At 68.9% G+C, this 20,531-nt stretch carries 15 protein-coding genes and 2 pseudogenes; 5 read left to right on the top strand and 12 right to left on the bottom strand.

Annotated features, from left to right (window positions below; all coding sequences use genetic code 11):
* Positions 1 to 9: 9 nt before the first annotated feature.
* Positions 10 to 105 (bottom strand): annotated as a pseudogene (locus tag ACWGI2_RS34580) (dihydrofolate reductase family protein); the annotation flags it as partial.
* A gap of 148 nt (positions 106 to 253) precedes the next feature.
* Positions 254 to 631 (bottom strand): DUF6479 family protein, encoded by a 378-nt coding sequence (locus ACWGI2_RS34575; protein WP_453699770.1) that lies wholly within the window; start codon positions 629 to 631, stop codon positions 254 to 256.
* A gap of 299 nt (positions 632 to 930) precedes the next feature.
* Between ACWGI2_RS34575 and ACWGI2_RS34570 the strand changes: the two genes are divergently transcribed.
* The 4 genes from ACWGI2_RS34570 (at position 931) to ACWGI2_RS34555 (ending at position 8,865) form a co-directional block, all read left to right on the top strand.
* Complete coding sequence (locus ACWGI2_RS34570; RefSeq protein ID WP_453699768.1) at positions 931 to 1,914, top strand: SDR family NAD(P)-dependent oxidoreductase; 984 nt, start codon at positions 931 to 933, stop codon at positions 1,912 to 1,914.
* Between the two features lie 689 nt (positions 1,915 to 2,603).
* A complete protein-coding gene (locus ACWGI2_RS34565; protein WP_453398337.1) occupies positions 2,604 to 2,945 on the top strand; it encodes an STAS domain-containing protein in 342 nt (113 codons plus the stop codon).
* Between the two features lie 459 nt (positions 2,946 to 3,404).
* On the top strand, positions 3,405 to 8,216 hold the full coding sequence (locus ACWGI2_RS34560; protein WP_453699819.1) for a cation-translocating P-type ATPase: 4,812 nt from the start codon (positions 3,405 to 3,407) through the stop codon (positions 8,214 to 8,216).
* A 175-nt stretch (positions 8,217 to 8,391) separates the two neighbouring features.
* Positions 8,392 to 8,865, top strand: coding sequence for a hypothetical protein (locus ACWGI2_RS34555; protein ID WP_453398338.1), 474 nt, complete (start codon positions 8,392 to 8,394; stop codon positions 8,863 to 8,865).
* A 65-nt stretch (positions 8,866 to 8,930) separates the two neighbouring features.
* On the opposite strand, the gene ACWGI2_RS34550 is transcribed toward ACWGI2_RS34555, so the two are convergent.
* The 3 genes from ACWGI2_RS34550 to ACWGI2_RS34540 all read right to left on the bottom strand — a co-directional run bounded on the left by ACWGI2_RS34550 (position 8,931) and on the right by ACWGI2_RS34540 (position 10,819).
* Positions 8,931 to 9,158, bottom strand: a complete 228-nt coding sequence (locus ACWGI2_RS34550; RefSeq protein ID WP_453699767.1) for a DUF5133 domain-containing protein — start codon at positions 9,156 to 9,158, stop codon at positions 8,931 to 8,933.
* Between the two features lie 449 nt (positions 9,159 to 9,607).
* Positions 9,608 to 9,970, bottom strand: coding sequence for a VOC family protein (locus ACWGI2_RS34545; RefSeq protein WP_453699817.1), 363 nt, complete (start codon positions 9,968 to 9,970; stop codon positions 9,608 to 9,610).
* A 114-nt stretch (positions 9,971 to 10,084) separates the two neighbouring features.
* Positions 10,085 to 10,819 carry a maleylpyruvate isomerase family mycothiol-dependent enzyme gene (locus tag ACWGI2_RS34540; protein WP_453699766.1) on the bottom strand — a complete coding sequence of 245 codons (735 nt, stop codon included), beginning with the start codon at positions 10,817 to 10,819 and terminating at the stop codon, positions 10,085 to 10,087.
* 6 nt (positions 10,820 to 10,825) lie between these two features.
* On the opposite strand from ACWGI2_RS34540, the pseudogene ACWGI2_RS34535 reads away from it, so the two are divergent.
* A pseudogene (locus ACWGI2_RS34535) lies at positions 10,826 to 11,080 on the top strand (hypothetical protein); the annotation flags it as partial.
* A gap of 515 nt (positions 11,081 to 11,595) precedes the next feature.
* Here ACWGI2_RS34535 and ACWGI2_RS34530 read toward each other — a convergent pair.
* The 7 genes from ACWGI2_RS34530 to ACWGI2_RS34500 all read right to left on the bottom strand — a co-directional run bounded on the left by ACWGI2_RS34530 (position 11,596) and on the right by ACWGI2_RS34500 (position 20,487).
* On the bottom strand, positions 11,596 to 12,447 hold the full coding sequence (locus ACWGI2_RS34530; protein ID WP_453699764.1) for a calcium-binding protein: 852 nt from the start codon (positions 12,445 to 12,447) through the stop codon (positions 11,596 to 11,598).
* 161 nt (positions 12,448 to 12,608) lie between these two features.
* Positions 12,609 to 12,998, bottom strand: a complete 390-nt coding sequence (locus tag ACWGI2_RS34525) for a hypothetical protein (protein ID WP_453699762.1) — start codon at positions 12,996 to 12,998, stop codon at positions 12,609 to 12,611.
* Between the two features lie 811 nt (positions 12,999 to 13,809).
* Positions 13,810 to 14,316 carry a DinB family protein gene (locus ACWGI2_RS34520; protein ID WP_453398342.1) on the bottom strand — a complete coding sequence of 169 codons (507 nt, stop codon included), beginning with the start codon at positions 14,314 to 14,316 and terminating at the stop codon, positions 13,810 to 13,812.
* A gap of 299 nt (positions 14,317 to 14,615) precedes the next feature.
* Positions 14,616 to 15,311 carry a snapalysin gene (gene snpA / locus ACWGI2_RS34515; RefSeq protein WP_453699760.1) on the bottom strand — a complete coding sequence of 232 codons (696 nt, stop codon included), beginning with the start codon at positions 15,309 to 15,311 and terminating at the stop codon, positions 14,616 to 14,618.
* Between the two features lie 426 nt (positions 15,312 to 15,737).
* Complete coding sequence (locus ACWGI2_RS34510) at positions 15,738 to 18,551, bottom strand: glycosyl hydrolase (RefSeq protein ID WP_453699758.1); 2,814 nt, start codon at positions 18,549 to 18,551, stop codon at positions 15,738 to 15,740.
* Between the two features lie 487 nt (positions 18,552 to 19,038).
* Positions 19,039 to 19,623, bottom strand: a complete 585-nt coding sequence (locus ACWGI2_RS34505) for a hypothetical protein (protein WP_453699756.1) — start codon at positions 19,621 to 19,623, stop codon at positions 19,039 to 19,041.
* A 372-nt stretch (positions 19,624 to 19,995) separates the two neighbouring features.
* Positions 19,996 to 20,487: a MarR family winged helix-turn-helix transcriptional regulator gene (locus ACWGI2_RS34500; RefSeq protein WP_453699755.1), complete on the bottom strand. Its 492-nt coding sequence runs from the start codon at positions 20,485 to 20,487 to the stop codon at positions 19,996 to 19,998.
* Between the last annotated feature and the right edge of the window lie 44 nt (positions 20,488 to 20,531).

Raw genomic sequence — 20,531 nt, 5'->3', positions numbered from 1 at the left:
AGAGCGTTGATCGGAACCAGGGTCGGGCCCGGGGTCGGGGCCCGGGTCGGGACCGGTGACGAAGCCGTTGAGGGAGACCGAGATGTCAGCGATGATTCGAGTCATGCCAGGGCAGACCCGGCCCTCGGCCCAAACTCATCGCTCACGCATGAAGTGCATCCCGGACACAGCTCGCGTTAGAGGGCGCAGCCCACGGTGGTCTCATCTCACGGGATACGCGACGTCCAGTGCCCACCGAGCGTTATCGATGACGCTACGTCTTGCCGGGACCGCCGCCCCCGAATGAACCACTGGAACCCGATGACCAGCGTCGCCGCGTCTGGTCATCGCTCCGTTTTGACCCTGAAGCGTGCAGGTTCTGCGGCCTCAGCCGCTCGCTCTCGTCCTTGGCCCGCGGGACCTCGTCTGGTTCCCGCATTTCCCGGATCTCATGGACCGGGCCGGACTCCGGCATCTTTGGCTGTTCCTCCCGCCGCGGTGGCCTCGGCTCTCGCCTTCGCACCTTGTTTCCCAGCCAGAAAGCCCAGAGCAGAGCGCCTACAAGGACGAGACCACCAAGGAAGGCGGCAATCGTCCCGAGGGCGGCGCCAGAGGCAGCCAGCTCGTACAGTTCGCCGCTTGCCGTATCCATAACTCTCGATTACCCGGATATCTACGATAAAAACTCCCGGTATGCCCGAAATAACCCCTGCTCGTGACCTCCCTTCCCCTACTCGTACAGGAAAAGGGGAATAGCAAATCGACCTGGCACCTTCGGAAGCCACCACATGACTCTGGAAGACGGCCTCAAGACGCACGAGATGCTCCAGGACACGGAGAACGGGATGATCAAGACGCTGCGCAACCTCTGAGTCCAGGAGCCGACCACAAGCCACCGGTTATCTACGGCCGGGCCGCGGGCGGCCAAGAGGAAGGAGCGTCATCACGCCTATGTCGAATTCCACGCAATCCTTGTCAGGACTGACCGCGCTCGTCACCGGCGGATCACGGGGCCTTGGGCTGCTCATGGCCGACGAGCTTGCCGCACGCGGCAGCACGGTGGTCATCGCCGCGCGCGACTCCGAGGAGCTGGCCTCCGCCCAGAAGAAGCTGCGTGCCCGCCGACAAGGCGCCGCCATTCATACCGCGGTCTGTGATGTTCGGGACCAAGAAGCTGTGCACCTCATGTTCCGAGCCGCTCACGACACGTGCGGCGGCCCCGACATCGTCATCGCCAATGCCGGGATCATCCAGGTGGCTCCTGTGGAGGCCATCGGGGCCGCGGAGTTCAGGGACGCCATGGAGACGATGTTCATGGGGGCCGTGCATACCAGCCTCGAGGCACTTCCTTACCTCAGGGAAAGCGCACAGGGCGGCCGACTGGCTCTGATCTCGTCAGTGGGTGGCCTGCTGGGGGTGCCCCACCTGCTCCCCTATGCCGGCGCGAAGGCCGCGATCGGCGTACTGGCCGAGGGCCTGCACGCGGAAGCCGCGTCCACCGGTGTGAGCGTGACCGCCGTCTACCCCGGCCTGATGCGGACCGGCTCACATCTTCAGGCCCAGTTCGGTGGTGCTTACAGCAGCGAGTACGGCTGGTTTTCGGCACTGGCGGGTTCGCCAGTCATCTCGATGAACGCCCAACGAGCCGCAGAACGCATCGTCAAGGCCGTCGTCCGGCGCCGCACCCGCTTGGTCCTGACCCCCGCTGCCCGCGCTGCCGACCTGGCCCACGGCCTTGCGCCCGCTGCGGTCACCCGCCTCAATGGCGTGATGGCGCGACTGTTGCCCGGGGCGCCCGCGGACCACCGTCACCGTCCGTTGCGCCCCGGGAAGGACATCGCCCCGCCCGATGGCGCCGTGAGCAGCCGGTTCCAGGCGTGGGGCAGCGCACTGAACGACGAGGCCGCGGACGCCTACAACGAGCGGGAAACCTGAGGGGCAGCCGCCAGTCACGTGCTCTCCGATGACTGCACGCAAGTCCCGTACTTCCGGGGCTCGTCACTGGAGATCACCCGGCCTGATCGAACGCACGCCCGGTAACCGGCAGTCCCCGTACGTCTGAACCTGGCCCCAAGCCGGGGGGCGGACGCATCACTTGCGCCTCACCGACGGCGGAAGAGGTGCGGAGCACAGCGGCTGCCCCCATCCGCCCCCCCTGCAGCGCACGCACGGATACCGGCTCGCCCCGCCGTCCGGGAGGCAAGGGTTGCTTCCGCAAGCCTCCTGCAACGCCGGGCGGCGGTGGAGTCCGCCTGCCCGGACAGCACCAATGGCGCCCGCAATCCCGCCCTTTGCAACCCTCACACCCCTCGGATGCGGGAAGATGAACGCAGAAGATTTCCGGTAACTCCGCGCTGGTGTCAGTGATGAGATGCCGACAGCGGAGAGAGCTGAGTGCCATGGTCAGAGCAGGGGGTGGGCGTTCCTGACGAACCATGCGCGGGTGCTGCCGGCCATCTCGCGAGATCCCACCATGAAGTTGCGACGGGTGGCAGCTTCATGCCAGATCACTGAGCAGACGGCCCAAGCCATCGTCGCCGACCTGGAAAAGGCGGGCTTCCTGCCCCGCCAACGAGCAGGCGGCCACTGCGCCCCACCGACAGGCTGAGACGGAAGCAGCAGGCATGGAACAAGACGCCGAACCCCGGCTCGTGATTCGCCATGGCCATGCGACCCGGTCCGTGGTGCTGATATGCCTCGCCGGAGAGCTGAACCTCAACACCACGGCTCAGCTGCGCGAGGCGATCGTGCAGGTGGTGTCACGTCCCCGTGAACGCCGTAGCCTGGTACTGGACCTGTCCGCGCTCACCCACTGTGACAACGCCGGCCTGTTCACTCTGCTGGGCATCTGCCAGGCGCTGGAAGTGGTCGGCATCACGGTCTCCATCGCCTGGACCGGAGACGTCGCCGACGCGGCCATCGAGCAGGCAGATCTGCTGGACCGGTTGCCGCTACGCCCGTTCTGAATTGCACCAATTACTCACAGCGGAAATACACCAAGGCTTCCTACGTGAGCTGCTCAGCCGACCCTATTCTGTCCGCCCTCGGCCTTCGTGTGGGCGAGGCGGTAACCGGTCGGCGAGCGCCACGTGAGAGCGGTGCACGGTGCGCTCCTGCACGGTCTCGACCAGGTCGGGGACGACTCTGCGGGCTGCCGGGGCCACGGCATTCGACGAAAGCCTGTGCCCACCGCACCGGAGGCCGACGGTCGGTCACGCCGCGCCGCGCCCCTGAACACGTAGCCGCACCCCTGAACACGTATGCGTGTCAGTCCACGGCTGTTCGGCGGAACCCGACGATCTGCTGCCCGGCCGCCCAGAGCAAGCTGAGCCTATTGATCGTTGCCTATCCCCCTACGTCTTCCCGGCCCCTGCCCGCCCCGCACCCGGCTCACGCCAGATCTGAGAGGTCCACCCGTGGCTCGAATGCGGCTCCCCCGCCGCCTTTCGGTGCGTCTGCCGCCGGCCTCCGTCGCGGGCGTGGGCCATACGCTGCACGGCAGCCTCAGGGCGGCTGTGCAGGCGGTGCCGCGCGGTGGTGCCGCAGTGGCCGAGTTCGGCGGAGCCGCCGTACGGCTGCTGGCGGCGGCGTCGCCCCAACGGCTCGGCTCGCTGCTGGCGGACGCACCGCATCACCTCAAGTCCATCGCCACGGAACTGGCCGACTCGGGTGACGTCCACATCGCCCGTCAGGTCTGGTCGCACGACGGCCACGCCCATCTGCAGATGCGCGGCCTGACCGGACGGGGCACCGCACATCGCACCATCGCCAAGGCCGCGATCGTGGCGCTGATGGAGACCGACGGCGTCTACTGGGCCGAGGCCAACGCGGAAACGCGTCGGCTCCTGGTGATCTTCAACGAGAACCGGGTCGACGTCGGCCTCATCGAAGAGGTCATCGAAAGCGTGGAAGCCGCGCACGGTGTGGCCGACGAGGCGTTCCCGGCCGCGCCGCAGGAGCACCCCGCCGACAACATCGAACAAACAGCCGCGTATGTCGCCCTCAGCGCCGGCCTGGTCGGGCTCGGCATCTCCGCCGCGGGACGCCTCGTACGTGTGCCGCCCCTCCTGCCCTACGGAGTCCGCGAGTGCTTGGTGCTCTCCGAAGCACATCTGCGGCTTCGGCACATCGTGGAGGAACGTCTGGGACGCATCCGCGGCGATCTGCTGCTGTCACTGGCCATCACCACGGCCCACACCCTCACCCACAACGCCGCACCCATCGCCGTCGACGTCCTGCGGCGCAGCGCTCAGATCGTCGAGGCCCACGCTCGCCGGGCCGCCTGGGCCCGACACGAAACGGATCTGCACTCCATCCAGTCGGTACTACCGCACGAGTGCGTGAAACGCCCCGCACGGCCCGAGCCGCTGCCGCCCGGCCCCGTCGAAACAGTCACCGACCGCGCCGCGCTCGGCTCCATGGCCGGGGCAGGGGCACTGCTCCTGGGCACCCGCAGTCCGTTCCGGGCCACCGAGCTGCTGATGACGACCGCGCCGCCGGCCGCCTGGCTGGGTCGGGAAGGGTACGCCGCTGTCCTGGACTGGCGGCTGGCCCGGCGCGGGGTTCTCCCGATGAACGCCGCCGTGCTGCGCCGACTCGACCGGGTCGACACGGTCATCATCGACTCCGTCGTGCTGTGCGGCAGCCGCCCCGTCCTGCTGTCGGCTCAGGCGACGCGGACGGACTTGGATGACACCGAGGTATGGCAGACCGCCCAAGCAGTGCTCGGTGCCAAGGATGTGACCACACTTCAGGAGCAGCGTCGGTGGAGCAGACGGGGCTGGACCCTGGAGCGCGAGGACCCGCACGCGCGCCCTCTCCTGGACGGCTCCGGGACAGTGGCCTTCCGCCTGCGCGACAGCCAGGACCGTCACTGCGGCACGGTCACCATCGGCTGTGGCCTCGATCCGCTGGCGGAGGCCGTACTCGAGGCGGCCCGGTCCAACGTCGACCGCGTGGTCGTCACCGAGCACGCCGGCATCGGCGAGCTGCTGCCCCTCGTCGACGAGGTGCTGCCGCCCGGCGATCTGTCCGATCACGTCCGGCGGCTGCAGACGGAGGGCCGCGTCGTCATGGTGATCGCGGCCGGTCAGGACACCGCCCTGGCACTGGCCGATGTCGGGGTGTCCGTGCTGCACGGTTCCCACGGGGCCAGTTGGTCGGCCGACCTCATCTGCGCGTACGAACTGGACTCCGCCTGGCTGCTCCTGCGCACCTTGGGCCCCGCCGGTCGCGTAAGCCGCCGCTCGGCCAAGACCGCCATGGGCGGCGCAGCCATGGGCGCCCTGCTGACCCTGGTGGACGCCAGCCCCCAGCACCAGCGCCGCAAGCTCTCACCGATGCACAGCTCAGCCGCCTTCGCCCTGCTCGGAGGCGTCGTCAGCGCTCGCAGAGTGGGCACCCTGCCCTCCCCGAAGCCCGCGTTGCGCGGCAGTTGGCACAGCCTCACCGCCCGCGCGACCTTCCTCAGGGTCCGCGAGTACGCCGCCTCGCACCCCACCGCCGACGGCAAGACCGGCGCCGCACACCCCAGGACGAGGGCCGAATCGCTCTCCCGCCTGCTGCCGCCGAAAGCCGTCGCCCTCACCCGCGCGGTGGCCGAGGAACTGCGTGATCCCCTGACCCCGGTCCTCGCCTTCGGCGCGGCCGCGTCCGCCGTGGTCGGCTCTCGCGTCGACGCGCTCCTCGTGGGCGGCGTGATGCTGGGCAGCGCCCTGGTCAGCGGCTCGCAGCGAATGAAGGCCGAACAGGCCCTGAATGAACTGCTCGACGTCGAGCGCGTCACCGTCCGCCGCGCCCGCCTGACGACCATCCCACGCGACCGCGGCTGGGCGATGGCCCTCGCCGGGGAGCCCTTCGAGACCGTCACCGCCGACCGCCTCGCCGTGGGCGACGTCATGCTGCTGGGCCCCTCCGATGTCGTACCGGCCGATGCGCGGCTGCTGAGCGCCACCGAACTCGAAGTCGACGAGTCCAGCCTGACCGGCGAACCGCTGCCGGTCGACAAGGATCCTGCCCCTACCCCTGGGGCCGCACTGGCCGACCGCTCATGCATGGTCTACGAGGGCACCACCGTGGTCGCCGGGCACGGATGCGCCGTCGTCACCGCGGTCGGCGCGAGCACCGAAGCCGGCCGGGCTTCCGCGGTGAGCGGGCGGGCCGCCCCCGCGACCGGCGTGCAGGCCCGCCTCGCCGACCTCACCCGCATCACCCTGCCGGCGACGGCCGCCGCGGGAGCGGTGGTCACCGGGCTTGCCCTGCTGCGCGGCACGCCGCTGCGCCAGGCGCTCGGCTCCGGCGTGTCCATCGCGGTCGCCGCGGTCCCCGAGGGCCTGCCTCTTGTTGCCACGGCGGCCCAGCTCTCCGCCGCGCGCCGGCTCGGCAGTCAGGAAGTCCTGGTCCGCTCCGCCCGCGCTCTGGAGGCCCTGGGGCGCGTCGACACGGTCGCCTTCGACAAGACGGGAACGCTCACCGCGGGCCGCCTGTCGGTGACGCGCCTCGCGGACTACGGCGGCGAGGTCGCCTTCGACACCGCCCACGCCCGTCGCCTGCTGCGCGTCAGCGGCCGGGCCTGCCCGCAGGCCGACCCCGACACACCCCAGGCCGTGCCTCATGCGACCGACCGGGCCGTCATCGAGGCGGTGCACGACCACTCCGAGCCCGACACCGCCTGGCAGCTGATCCGGGAGCTGCCCTTCGAGACCAACCGCGGCTACGCGGCAGCCCTGGGCACCAACGACAGTCAGCTGCACCTAGAGGTCAAAGGAGCCCCGGAAGTCGTCCTGGCACGCTGCGCGACGGTATGGAAGGCGGGCCGGAAGACCGTTGCCCTCACTGCCGCACGGCGCCGGCGCGCGCAACGCACGGTGCGGCGCCTGGCCGCGGCCGGCCTGCGCGTCCTCGCCGTCGCCGAAAGAGTGCCGTCCGTCGATCGCACACACGACGGGGACGACCTCGCGGCACTCACTGACGACCTCACCCTGATCGGATTCCTCGCCTTCGCAGACGCCCCGCGGCGCACGACCGCCGACACCGTTCGCCGTCTCACCGAGGCCGGTACCCGCGCCGTGATGATCACAGGTGACCATCCCGTCACCGCCACCGCTCTGGCTGCCCAACTCGGCCTGCCCGCATCGGAGTCGGTGCTCACCGGCGCGGAACTCGACACGCTCCCGAAACGCGACCGCGACCGCCGCATCGCGCAGACCTCCGTATTCGCCCGCGTCTCACCGGAACACAAAACCCGTATCGTCGAGGCCCTGCAGCGCTCCGGCCACGTCGTCGCCATGACGGGCGACGGTACCAACGACGCCCCCGCGATCCGCCTCGCCGACGTCGGCATCGCCATCGCAGGCCGCGGGTCCACCGCCGCTCGCCGAGCGGCCGATCTGGTGCTCACCCAGGCCGACCCCTCGCGCATCGCCACCGCCATGAGCGAGGGCCGGGCCCTGTGGGGCCGGGTGCGCGACTCGGTGTCCATCCTGGTGGGCGGCAACGCAGGCGAAGTCGCCTTCACCATCCTGGGCACCGCGGTCGACGGCCGCTCGCCGCTGTCCACCCGCCAACTGCTCCTGGTCAACATGCTCACCGACATGCTGCCGGCCCTAGCGGTCGCCCTCGCACCGTCAACGCCCCCTCCCGGCGACCAGGTCGGGCATGCCACCGACAGCGAGGCACAGGCCTCAGCGCCGGATCAGCCGGACCAGGATGAGCCCATCGAGGACGAGCGCACCCAGGACCCGCTCAGCTCCGGCCCCGTCACCACGGTCTGGGGCTCGTCCCTGGCTCACACCCTCGCCGTACGCAGCGGGGCCACCACGTTGGGCGCGACCCTCGCTTGGGGCGCGGGCAAAGCCACGGGGCGCGTGCACGAGGCCAGCACGATGGGCCTGGTAGCTCTCATCGGCACCCAGCTGGGGCAGACCCTGATGATGGGCCGCCACAGCCGACTGGTCACCCTGACCAGCGGAGTTTCGGGACTGGCTCTGCTGGCCGGCGTACAGACGCCGACGATCAGCCGCTTCTTCGGCTGCCGCCCTTTGCGAGTCGGCTCCTGGGCTGTGGCCGTGGGCTCCTGCGCGGCCGCGACGGCGGTCGCGATGACGGCGGGCACTCACTGGGCAGGGCGAACGGACGAGGAGAGCTCGGAGAGGTCGGAGAGCTCGAAGCCGGGGGATGCGGGAGATTCGAGGTATACGAGGGATACGGGAGATACGGAGGCTTCGAGAGAGCGCTGAAAGCACACCTGTTCGGCCAGCGGCGGCGCTCCTTTCGGCATCCTCCCGCGCCATAGCCCCGCATAACCCCATCACGCGCGCTACGCAGCGTGACGACGCGAACGTGCAGGAAGTGCGGGGCAGGCCGATCCATCTCAAGATGGACATCTGTCGCGATCAGAAGGAGCGATGTCCCATGGCTACAGCGCAAAAGAAGACCCCGGCCAAGAAGGCGACGGCCTCCCGCTCGACGAAGAAGGCCTCGTCCCGCCCAGCGGCAAAGAAGACGGCATCCCGCTCTAAAACGAAGACGGCCTCCAAGTCGACGAAAACGGCCACCAAGACTGCCGCGAAGTCCAAGTCTTCCGCCGGCAAGGCCACGGCCCGCACACGAAGCGCCGGCTCGCAGGACGAATACACGCTGTCCATCCCGGTCGAGCGCATGGCCCGCGGCGTCGTAGACGCCACCGCCACTCCACTGGCCGCCGCGCGCCGCGCGCTGCCCTCCCGTGACGGCCTGCCCGTCTACCTCGGCCTCGGCGGCCTGGCCGCCATCGGCGCGGTGGGCGGCCCGACAGCCGCGGCGATCGGCGTCGGCTACGCCGCACTGCGCCAGTGGGGCCCCACGCGCCCGCTCCTGACGGGCGAGGGGAACGCGAAGTCGCGGTAGCGCCCCCCCCCTGCGCGCCCGCGCGGGGACTCAGCGGCGGGCCTGCTCGCGGCGCACGTCACCTGTCAGGAAGCGAGTACGGAGTCGCCTTCGGTGCGCGTTGCGGAAAGCTGGTGCCGGGCGGCGACGAGGGCGGCGGTGATGTCGCGGGTGCCCGTCGACACGCAGAGCGTGTAAGCGACGTCCTCCATCCGCTGACGCGCTTCCTTGCTGCCCTTCTCGGCGTTCAGCGCGCTCAGCGTCTCGTACTGCTCAAGCAGGTTCTTCAGCACGACCGGATTTGCCATCAGCATCAGGGATCTCCCTCAAAGCCACTACTTGCAGGGGTATGCGACGCATCCTGTGCCCCGAGACCAGCCCATTATTCGTCCACGCTCCTGCTACCGATCGAGGGCGGCATGTATCCCGCGCAGACGCAGCCGGGCTTTCAGGAACTCCATCTCCGGCAATGTCCCCACCAGGCCATCGTGGCTCAGTTCCCCGACCAGCTCACGAGCCTGGGACAACGAGGCTGCTGAGACCTCCCGAAGGACCTCAGCACGGGAGCGCAGTCGGCGCCGGACACGCGCCAGCACCTGATCCGCGACCAACTCGACACCACCGGCGCCCGCTGGGACTCACGGGAGCCGAAGCCGTCCTCAAACTCCGCACGGTGATCAGCATCGGCAAGGCCCATTCGACCACTCCGCACCCACGGTGCTCAGGCATGGACATGAACGCTCACCATCGGCGATCGGCGTCCCTACTCGCTCACCAGGCAGAAGGGACGCCCAGCTGGATCGGTAAGAACCCGTGCCCTGGCTGCATCATGAGGCTGGTGATCCGGCTTGCCTGCGCCCAATTCCAGCAGCCGGAGTTCTGCCTCGTCCAGGTCGTCGGCCACCTTGAAGCAGATGTGAAGCTGCTGGGGAATGGTCTGGCCAGGCCAAATCGGAGGCCGGTAGTCGTCGACCCGCTGGAAGCCGAGGAGGAGCCCATCCTCGCCGTTCAGCCCGGCGAACTCGGAGTCTGACTTCGGGTGCGGTTCAAGGCCGGTGGCCTGCTGAGAGAACGCCGACAGAGCCAGCGGATCAGGGCAATCGAGCGTTATCGCGCGCAACTTCATCTGCAAGGAACGACACCTCCGGGCCGATCACTGAACTTGCGCAAACCCTAAGGGCATACACCTGTCGCTTTCGCGCATCCCTCCAGAGGAGCTACGCCCCATCGATTACGACGGTTAGCTCCGCCAGGCCGGCAGGGGCGGCAGGGGCCCTTGCGGCTCGACGGTCAGCGTGTGCCCGTCGGTCCGCCCGGTGAGCCAGCCCAGGAGCTCCGCCGCCGGGCCGTTCACACGCGGCCCCGGACCGTCGCCGATCACCCGTAGCACTTGGTCCTCGTCGGCGCACAGCGTCATGGGCGGGGAGTTGGGGTTGGTGGCCAGTTTCGCGGTGGTCGTCGCCAGTTCGCGAGCCGTGAAGAAGGCGGGCCAGTGGGCCGGGCGGTGGCCGGTGGCCAGGTCGGTGTGGTGCACCTCCACCTCGCGCAGCATGCTGCCGACGGCACCGCGCACGGGCCGCAGACCGGCCCCGAGCCAGCGCACCGGAACGTCCCAGGCGTTGTGCGGGTGGTCATCGGCCGCGGAGAGGAAACGGCGCAACGCGGTGTCCATGTCGTTGACGAGGGCGTCGGCGGGCCGTCCGGCGCCCTCCTCGATCTCCCGCTCCCGCTGATCGTCGTTGGCGTACTGCGGCAGGTCGGCGCCCGTACGGGCGGAGGTGAGCAGCCGGGTGCGCGAGTCAGCGCTGCGGGCGAGGTGCGTCAGGACGTGGGCGCGGCTCCAGCCGGGCAGCAGGGAAGGCGCCCGTACCTCCTCGTCCGACAGCGCGGCCGCGGTCGAGAGCAACCGGTCGACGCAGGTCCGCAACAGGGGCAGGAGCGCGGCAGGGCTGTCCTCTTCTTCGTCGTACGGCATGAGTCTCCGATCGGTGTCGATACGTGGCCTTACCCATTCCCAGCCTGTGACATCCACTCCGCGCTTGCCGAGCTGCGCGAGCTGCCCGCGCGACAGGAGGGGTGCAGGCCGCTGTTCGAGCTCGCCGAGGGCCTGGACGCCCTGGTGCGCGGCTACGCCATGCATCCGTGCGGAGTGCTCCTGTCCAACGCTCTGCTGCTGGACCGGCAGCCGGTGCAGCCCACCTTCTGCGGCAACTACCCGATGCTGCAGGCCGACAAGGCGCGTTCGTGGCGACGAGCCGAGTCAGCCCGCTTCCCGTCGATCACGGGGTTGGTCATCCGGCGGGCCTATCGGGACGGAGATCCTCGGGCGTCCCAATGCGCGGGCCCGTACGCCGCCGTCGGTGGAGCCGGTGCCGACGCAGGCTGACCGGCCGCGCTGGTGGGCCGGTTGAGAGGACGCCGTGCAGCACTTCGGCATACGGCGCCTCCCCTCCCCCGACTCCCAACCGGCCGAGCCGGTCAGGTCCACCTCGCTGAGGTGCCGTAGATGCACAAGCAGCCCCGACTGGACGGGGAGACCAGCCGGGGCTCAAGGGGGTGACATGCGGAGGGGCTTCAGCCGAACGATCGTCCCCATGGGCTATAGGTGAGGCCCGGGAACACGGTCCCCTCCGCAGCCACACTCCCAGCAACGACGATGCGCCAACGGCGGTGCTCCGCACTGGACTTCGCCCATCCTGACAGCCCTGACAGCAATTGCGTGGCGTTCCGCACCCCCGGTCCGCAGGATTGTCAGTCCTGGTGGAGTTCGTTGCGGCCCGGGCCGCCGGAGAGCTTGTCGGTGCCTGTGCCGCCCCACAGGACGTCGTCGCCACTGTTGCCCCACAGCGTGTCGTTACCCGCCTCGCCGTACAGCTTGTCGTTGCCCTTGCCGCCGTAGAGGACATCGGCGCCGCCCTGACCGCGCAGGATGTCGCTGCCGTCCTCGCCGTGCAGGTTGTTTTCCTCGCCGGTGCCGGTCAGGGAGTCGTTGCCGGGGCCGCCGAAGCAGTCCATGCTGCAGCGGGTGAGGGTGTCGTTCCCGGCATCGCCCCACGGGCCGAAGCCGAACGGGCCGCCGCCGTCAAGTCGGTCGTCGCCCTCACCGCCGTGCAGGAGCGCGGACTCCGACGCCACGATGACATCGTTGCCTTTGCCACCGTAGATCCCTGCCCAGGCCCGGCTGTCGGGCGCGAGGGTCGCGGTGTCGTTCTCGTCGCCAAGATCGATGTCGTAGCTGTCGGAGTCGTCCGAGTTCTCCGGGATCTTGACCGCGCACCGTACAGCTGTGCGGTCGCCCTCCTCGGGGTACACGCACTCGTCCCACTCCGCCGCCTCGGCGGAGATGGCGATGTCATACCGGTCGTGGAAGGTGAGTACGTAGTAGGAGTCGTGCTCGCCACAGTGGTCGATCTCTTCGTCGACCGTCACCTGGTTCTGCTGACCGGGTGCCGCCTTGTACCAGAGCTCACCGTCAGCGACGACGACGGACGCCGTGGCCCCAGCGGCAGACGGGGCTGCCTGGACGGTTGAGGTCGTTAAGACGGCCGCGCCGAGAGTCAGGGCAAGGGTTGCGGTGGCTGCAATGGTCCGGTGAATGCGCATGCGGAAGTGACCCTTCAGGGTGTACGTGTGCAGTGGTGCTTCTGGTCACCCAGTTAGACAAGAGGCCCGAGAACGGAGTTGCCCGTCCTCTCATGAACAGCGACGGACGACGTGATGACTGGTACGTGGACGGCGTGATGACGGGCACGTGGACGGGGCCGCTACGCCGGGCGCCCGATCATGAGGTCAACCTTTCCACTGGATGGAGCCGCCCAGTCCTGGCTGATCTTGCCTTGTGGGCGGGTGACCTTTTCCTGCTCGAAGTCGATGGTGAAGCCGTCGCGGTCGATAGACGTTTCCCTTGCGGGAACGGAGCAGGTTGCTTTGCGCCGGGCCGGCCCCATCAGGATGATCTCGTGTTCGCGGGCGACTTGTTCCTGGACGGGGACCCAAATGTCGCCGACGTGCTCGGCAGGCAACAGGTTCCGCGCTTCCAGTTGCTGGACGGCAATCTTCGCCGGCCAAGGCATTCGATCCCTGCGTCCGGCGTCACCGCTGGCGGAATGTGGGATGCCTGCCAGGGACGATCGCGCGCCAAGGTGAGCTGTCACTTCGGCTCCACATCCGCTTCGATGCCATATCGATGGTCGGAAGTGTTGCGTCTCGGAAATCGTAGGCAGGCATCAAGAAAGCCCCAGTTCATAGCGATACCTGACGCCTACCTCTGCAACTGGCGCGTGAAGCTCGACACCGTGGCTCCGGGCGGACAGACGAGGGTGCTGGGGCGACTCGCATTGCGGGTCACCGTCGGCGATGCGCTATTCGGACTCCGGATGCATCTGGACCCATCGCCCGTCAACGGACTTCATCTCTACCCCGTAATACGGCTGGGGCGTGGTGGTGGCGCTGGCGGCGCGTTTGGTTGAAGCCTTGGCCTGGGGGCGGGAGCTAGGCTTCGCTTTCACCGCCTGAGGCTTCTTCTTCGCATCACGCTCCCGTAACTCCGCTATCCGCCTGAGGAGTTCGGTGCGACTCATCTGCTTCTGCTTCCGGGGCCGACCAAGTGGAGCAGCAGAGGCAGGAAATTGCCTTCCCGTGAGCGGGCGGCAGGCGCGGTGCGCCGCCCGGCCGCCCGTTATAGTGACGAGCTTCTTCTTCCCCACCGGATTACCGCATATAGCACATTGCTTAGGCCTGGAAGCGTCAGACATGATCCCCCCGATCTCAACGCCACGTTGAGACGGAAGACTAGTTGGCGCGAGGCTCTCCTGTCCGGTCTCTTGCACATTTCGCCGGGGGCCGGCCGAACGAGCGCCCCAAGAGCCCGTCGGCAAGCGCGGCTGCATCTTCCACGGCACCGTCACCGGCGCGGTCGCCTCGATCCGGCTCTGGCTCTGGCTCCGCCCGTGATCGCCGCCGGATCTAGTAGCCGGTCGCGCCGTCGAGCATCTCGCGCAGGATGTCCAGGTGGCCGTTGTGGCGGGCTGTCTCCTCGGTGAGGTGGTGCAGGATCCAGCGCAGGTCGACGTGGAGGCCGTTGCGGATGGTTCGCTGGGCCTGCTTGTCCAGGGCGTTCCCTGCGACCAGTTCCCGGTAGCGGGTGCTCTGTTCGGCGTATTCGTCGAGCAACTGCGTGAGCGGGAAGTCGACGGCGATGCGCATCTCGCGGTCGGGGTCCTCGTCGGTCCAAGGGCCCCGGTCTTCCTCGCCGAGGAAGACCACTTGGAACCAGTAATACTCGACCCAGCGGAGGTGGTTGATCACTCCGCTCATGGTCATCAGCGGTGAACCCGGCAGGAGCGCCTTGCGTGCGTTCTCCGCGGAGAGGCCTTCGCATTTGGCGCGGGCGGTGTCACGTGCGTAGTCGAGGAACGTGGTGAGCTGGGTGCGCTCGTCCCATGCGGGCGGCGTGTCGTTGATTCTTGTCATCGCGCGCAGCGTCCCCGATCACCCGACCGATGTCGAGGCATTTATCGACGACCCAACCTGCTTCAGCCAGCTCCTTGTCAGGCGGGTCGATACTGCAATTCAGCGCCGGTGGCCGCCGTCGGCATGATCCGCCGGACAAGCCCCAGTCCATCCACGTACCTTGGTCGGCCGCGGCGGCACAACCTCTCCCCCCTGAGCATGAATACCCATGTCGGAGGAGAGCGGCCGCACGCGGCCGGCTTGGCACGGACGCTGTCTGCGGCAGCAGGTGACAGTGCGCCCGGCGGTGGCGTGCTCGGTCAGCGGACCTTCGTCAGCTCACCCTTGTCCTGGAGGGTGGCGACCCCTCTGGCCCAGAGGCTGTTGACCCGCTGGCGCTCCTGCGCGTTCGGGTAGGCGTTGGTGCAGGACGGGCCGGGGCCGCCGCCGGACATCAGCTCGCTGCACGGGCCCGAGTAGTGGTCGGGCAGACCGAGGACGTGCCCCGTCTCGTGGGACGTCACCCGCGTGGAGTTGTACTGCTGGTTCTGCCGGTAGTCCAGGAAGATGTAGCCGTGGCCGCGCCCGTCGGTGGAGGCGTACGAGCCGCGTGAGTCGTTGCCCTCGCGGTACTCGAAGTCGGCGCCCGTGCTGGTCTCCTGGAGCTTGACGTTACTGACGGAAGAGTTCCAGATCTGCGTGCTCTGCGCTATCTGGCTGCGGAAGCTCGGCGCCCGGGTCGTGCGGTACCGGACGGTGACGACCTGGATGCCCGGCTGCGCCGCCTGCTTCTTCAGCGCCGACTTCATGACGGCCTCGAAGAACTGGCGGTTGGCGGCCTCGTCCTCGGCGGAGCCTTCGTACGCGGACGTGGCGTTCGTGGACGTGGTGTCAGTGGACAGGGGCTTGACCGCGTCGGGCGCGGGTGCTGCGAACGCCGAGGGGGCGGCGGCGAGCGAGCCGACGAGAGCAGCGGCGCCGAGGATGGCGAGGAGGCTGGTGCGGGGTCTGTTCATGGGGGTGAGTCCCTTCCGGATGTCCGGATGTCCGGTGGCCTGGCGGGCCCGGCGGCCGGGAACATTGAGGCATGGGGATGCCCGGGTTCCCGGGACCGGGGCCTGCTGGCGGCCTTTGGTCGCAACGAGTATCGGGAAGGCGGGGCTCGTCCGCACCGATGCCATTCGGTGATAGCGGCAGAGCATCAACTCGTATGTGCAGTAAGGGACTTGACGCCTCACATGACCGCTTTGGCACCTATGAGGGACGCCCGGTCCGGTGGATGTCGCGTACGCAGAGCGTCAGGAGGGTGGCGGCGACGACGATCAGTGGGGCGTGCGCCGCTTCATCGTCCCCGACCCCGCCCAGCAGGTGAAGCCGCCGGACACACGTCGCTCTCGCGCGTCCGGCGGCAGGCTGAAGGGTTCGGCTTCCCCTTCCCATTTCTACTCGTAGGGAATGACCACCACAGTGTCCGCGGCCCCCGTCTTCAGCTTCGCCGTGCCGCTGCCGATGGCGTTCCAGACCTCCAGGCGGACGCTGCCGCCCTTCAGTTCACCAAGGCTGCCGGTGGCGGACTTCAGGCCCTTGGCCTGGGTGTACTCCTCCCAGCCGGTGACCGGGTCGCTCGCGAAGTATGCGTACGTCTCCACGCGGTCGTACGTCCCGTCGCCCGTCAGGTCGTACGAGACGCGGGCCTGCTGGCCGAGGGCGACGGTCGTTCCCGCGTCGACCTGGAGTCGGAAGCCGGTCGAACTGCCGGACTTCACCTTGCCGTTGACGTTCTTGACGACGTAGGTGAGGGGCTGGTTCGGGCTGCCGTCGTGGTTGGCGCCGCCGGCGGAGGCGATCGTGTCGGAGCCGGCGGTGGTCGAGGTGGAGGTGGTGAGGGCGCCGCCGGTGGCGAGGCGGAAAGTGTTGCCGGTGGGCGGGTCGGTGGGATCCCCCGGGTCCCCGGGGGCGGTGCCGTTGCCGGTGGCCGTGGAGCGGGCCGGGACGTTCAGCTTGCCTCCGTCGGAGAAGGTGACGGTGACGGCCGAGGAGGTGTAGTTGTGGGCGGCGTACGTACGAGTGGTGCCCTTGGTGAAAACGGCGGAGGTGGGGATGGAGCCGGTCACCGAGGGAGTGGGGGCGCCGAGGGCGTCGAGGGTGGTGAGCCAGTGGTACGTGTGGGCCTTGGACTCGCCGGCCTCGGGCGAGTAGGAGCCGTTGCCCGCATCCCACTTGGACTTTGCCGCGGCGGGGTCGGCGAGGGACTGGAACTCCCAGAGGATGTCCCGCCATTCGACTGCCGGTCCGCCGTTCTCGCGTTCCATCTCGGCGAGGTTGCGCTTGATGGCGGCGGGGTGGGCGGCCAGGTGGAGGGAGGAACCGGCGGTGATGGGCAGGGCGTTGATGCCGTGGATCTCCTCGGGGTTCGCTGTCCACCAGGTGGAGTAGGCGCCGCCGCTGCCCCAGACCATGCCGACCGTGTCGTGGCCGAAGCCGGACGGGAAGACCTGCTCGTCGGCGTCGAACCAGTACTGGGCGATCGCTTCCGATTCCGTGGTGAGGAGGTACGAGCCGAGGTCGCGGAGCGAGGCGTCGCCGGTGGCCGAGCCCCAGAGGACGAGGGCGGCGCTGAGCTGGGTGGATTCGGAGGAGGACTCCTGGTTGTTGCCGGCGGCGAAGCCCTGGTGGCCGGCGGCCCAGCTGTGGCCTGCGTAGACGTCGAAGCCCCGCAGGAAGGGGTAGGCGGAGTCGGTGCGGGAGGGGTTGGCGGTGTCGCGGATCAGTGTCTTGACCATGCCGCCCCAGGCGGAGTCGGCGGCCCAGGCCTGGTCGTACTGGGCGACGATGGCGGCGGCGTAGATGTAGTACCCGTAGTGGAAGTGATGGTCGTTCAGTTCGGCGTCGCTACCGTACGAGGCCGGGTAGCCGATCAGCGTCCGCCAGTCCTTGTCGTAGCTGAACTCGTTCCCGCCGCCGACCGTGAACCACGCCTGGAGCTTGCCCTTGAGCAGGCCGATCAGCTTGTCACGGGTGCCGGTCTCGCCGATCTGGTCGGCGACCGGGACCAGTTGGGCGAGACGACCGAGGGCCTTGCCCGTCCAGTAGGTGTCGGTGGCGCCGTTGAACGGGTCGGAGGCGTTCGCGACATCGTTGAGGTAGCCGGCCAGGCGGGCCTTGTCCACGGCGGAGACGGATGGCAGCGTCGGCAGGACCGGGGACCTCTTCTGGGTGGTGGAGAAGGAGGTGCCCTCGCGGACCTTCATCGTGCCGCGCGGGGAGACGTAGGTGAGGTTCGTCAGCGCGGAGTCGGTGGCCTGCCACTGGTGGCGGTAGAGCGCCTGGAGGGTGCCGGTCTCGGTGCCCTCCTTCGGGGTGGTCTCCAGGGCGTAGGTGGCCTTGGTCTGGCCGGATGCCGTCGACGACCAGGAGACCTTCGAGCCGGTGACGAAGGAGTACGCGTACTTCTTGTACGTGGCGAGGTCGCCGGTCGAGGGCAGGACGGCGACGGAGAAGTAGTTCTTCGCCGAGGTCAGGGGCACGGTGAGGGTGGAGCCTGAGATGCTCCAGTCGGTGCCGGACGGGGCGAAGAGCGCGTAGTGGTGGCCGCCGACGGTGATGCCGAGGACGTTGCCCTGGTCGGAGAAGACGGTGGGCGCGTTGGCGGTGGTGACGCGGGCGTCGCCGCCGGAACCGGTCGCGTAGACGAAGGGGAGGCCGTGGCCGATGGTGGTGCGCAGGGCGCGGGTGCCGTCGGACCAGTAGGGGGTGACGGTCCAGTCGGACCAGGAATCGGCTTTGGTGTCCGGCGAGTTGAGGCCGGTGAGACCGAGGGTGAGGTCCTTCTTGTGGGCGTACTCGTACTGACGGCCGTCGCCGACGATCGCGGCCGAGGTCGGGTAGCCGACGTCGAGGCCGCCGGAGGCCGCCTGGTAGGTGAGGGGGTGGCCATACATCGGGGTGGAGTACGGGTTGTCCGGGTAGCGCTGGAAGGCGAGCGATGACCACCAGTCGTTGGTGGGCACGGGCTTGTCCTTGGCGGCGGCGGTGACCTTGGGGGTGACGGCGCCGCCGACGTTGTTGGTGGGGCCGACGGTGCCTGCGGGGCGGGTGTCGGAGTAGCTGCCGGAGCCGACCGGGACGGTGGCGGCGGAGGCGGGCGCGGCGGCGAGGGCGACCAGGCCGGTGGCGGCGAGCGCGGCTGAGGCGAGGCAGGCGAGGGCGCGTCTGAGGGGTGGCCGGACGCGGGAGGCGCGGCGGTTGGTGGGCATGGGAGGCAGCTCCTCGAAGTCTTGACCGGGCGGTCTGCTGAGAGCGCTCTCAGGCGCGGTGAACGTAAGACTCCCGAAGGGAGGGTGTCAATATCCGTGACAGGAATGGGAGTTGGCGATCACGCGGTGAAGCGTTGGGTTCATGAGGTGACGGAAATAGGTGCGGCTTCCAGGTTTTCCAGGTCTCCTGGTTCCCCTGGTTCCCCTGGTTCCCCTGGTTCTCCTGGAGGCCGGGTCCTGGCCGTCGCCCTGTCCGGTCGGTTGCCGCCCGGGGCACAACGCCTCCGCCTCGCTCACGATTGCCAGGTGGGCGCGGACGGCCGCGTCGGCGGCTGCAGGGCGCGGGCGGCGGCCTCTGGTTTGGTTCTCCTCGGCGGCGCGGCGACCCGGCTAGCGCGAGCCGCGGCGTTCGGATGGGCATGGAGATCGCGCTTGGCTTGCAGCGGTTGCTTCGGTTCCGCGCGCGGGGCGTCGCATTCAGCTGGATTCAGTCGGTGATGTACCAGTCGTTCTTGAGGTACTCCAGGGTGTAGCTGCCCAGGTCGTCCTCGGTGAATGTGGCGGAGGACTTGACCGCTTCGACCGGCATCTCGATCTTGTCGGGCGTGCGCACGGCGATGCGCTGCGGGTCAACCGTCGCGGTCTTCAGGGCCTTCTTCTGCGTGGGCGAGATCATCTGGAACACGGTGGCGTACGTCGACGTGCACGGGCCGAGCCCTTGATCCTGGGCCTTCTTCGCAGCGGGCCCGGCCACTTCGCAGACCTCGTCGATGTCTTCACGTCCCAGGGCGTGCAGGTACTGCTCGTAGCGCTTGATCGCGCCTTCCTTCGTCCTGGGCGCGGGCTGGTCGCCGGTGGGCTCGGCCGACGGCTTCTCGGTCCGGGCGGCACCGGACGGCGTGGCCGAGGGCTCTGTTGTCCGCGTGGCCGACGGCTCTTTTGCCGGCGTGGACGCGGACGACTGCGAAGGCTTCGCGTCCACGTCCTTCTCCGCCTTGTCCGCACCGCACCCACACGCCACCAGCACCACACAGGCCGATACCGCCACGCTCACCATCGTCCGCGCGCTCATTCTGTCCCCTCACCACCAGCCGACAACACGACAACAGGTCACGCAGGATCCGGAGGAACGGTTCCCGTGTCCCTCCGGGCGGACGCCGACCGGTTCACGGAGGGCGGCACTGGCCACGGCTCACCGCACTGGCCCTGGCGTACGGGCAGGCAATGCTCCCCAGCACACAACATGCGCATCAACACGCTCATCGTCGGCACCACCCGCACGGACATGATCGACCAAACAGTCGAGGCCGACCCGGAGTTGGGGACGACTTCCGTCGCCCGCCATAGACGGAAGCGCACGGGCGAAGCCCGCCCGGCTCGTCGGCGGCGGCCGTCCAGCCGACGTCGACGGCTGGTTGATCGATGGGGATCGGTGCGCTGACGGTCAGTCCGAGAGCGCTCGAGCTAGCCGGTCGAAGTCTTCGAGCAGTGCGGTCAGACGCTCGTCGGGGATCGCCTCGATCATGCGGGCCTCGATGGCATAGACGGCTTCCTGAGCCGCGGTCAGACGATCCCGCCCTTCGCCGGTAAGGGAGGCGGGACGGGCCCGGCCCGACTCGACGGTGGCGGGCCGGGTGAGCAGGCCCCCGTCCTGGAGTCCGCGCAGGACGACGTTCATGGACTGCCGGGTGACGAACGTGGCCCGGGCGAGTTCCGCGTTGGACAGGCCTGGGCGGGCGGCGAGGACCTCCAGGCAGGCGTACTGCGGCACGGTGAGGCCGTGCTCGCGCAGCGCCTGGTCCATGGCGCTGCGCAGCGCGGCGTGGGCGCGCTTGAGGCGGTAGCCCACGTGGTCGAGTACATCCTCGGCGGGATGGGGCACCGCAATCTGGGTGGTGGGGGTCGGCTCAACCTGCGGATTCATGTCATCCTTCATGTCAGTACTTTGACACCTGCCTGATCGGGATCTAACTTTGAGTA

Source organism: Streptomyces sp. NPDC054866 (genome assembly GCF_053610745.1).
This window is presented reverse-complemented; position numbering and strand designations above follow the sequence as displayed.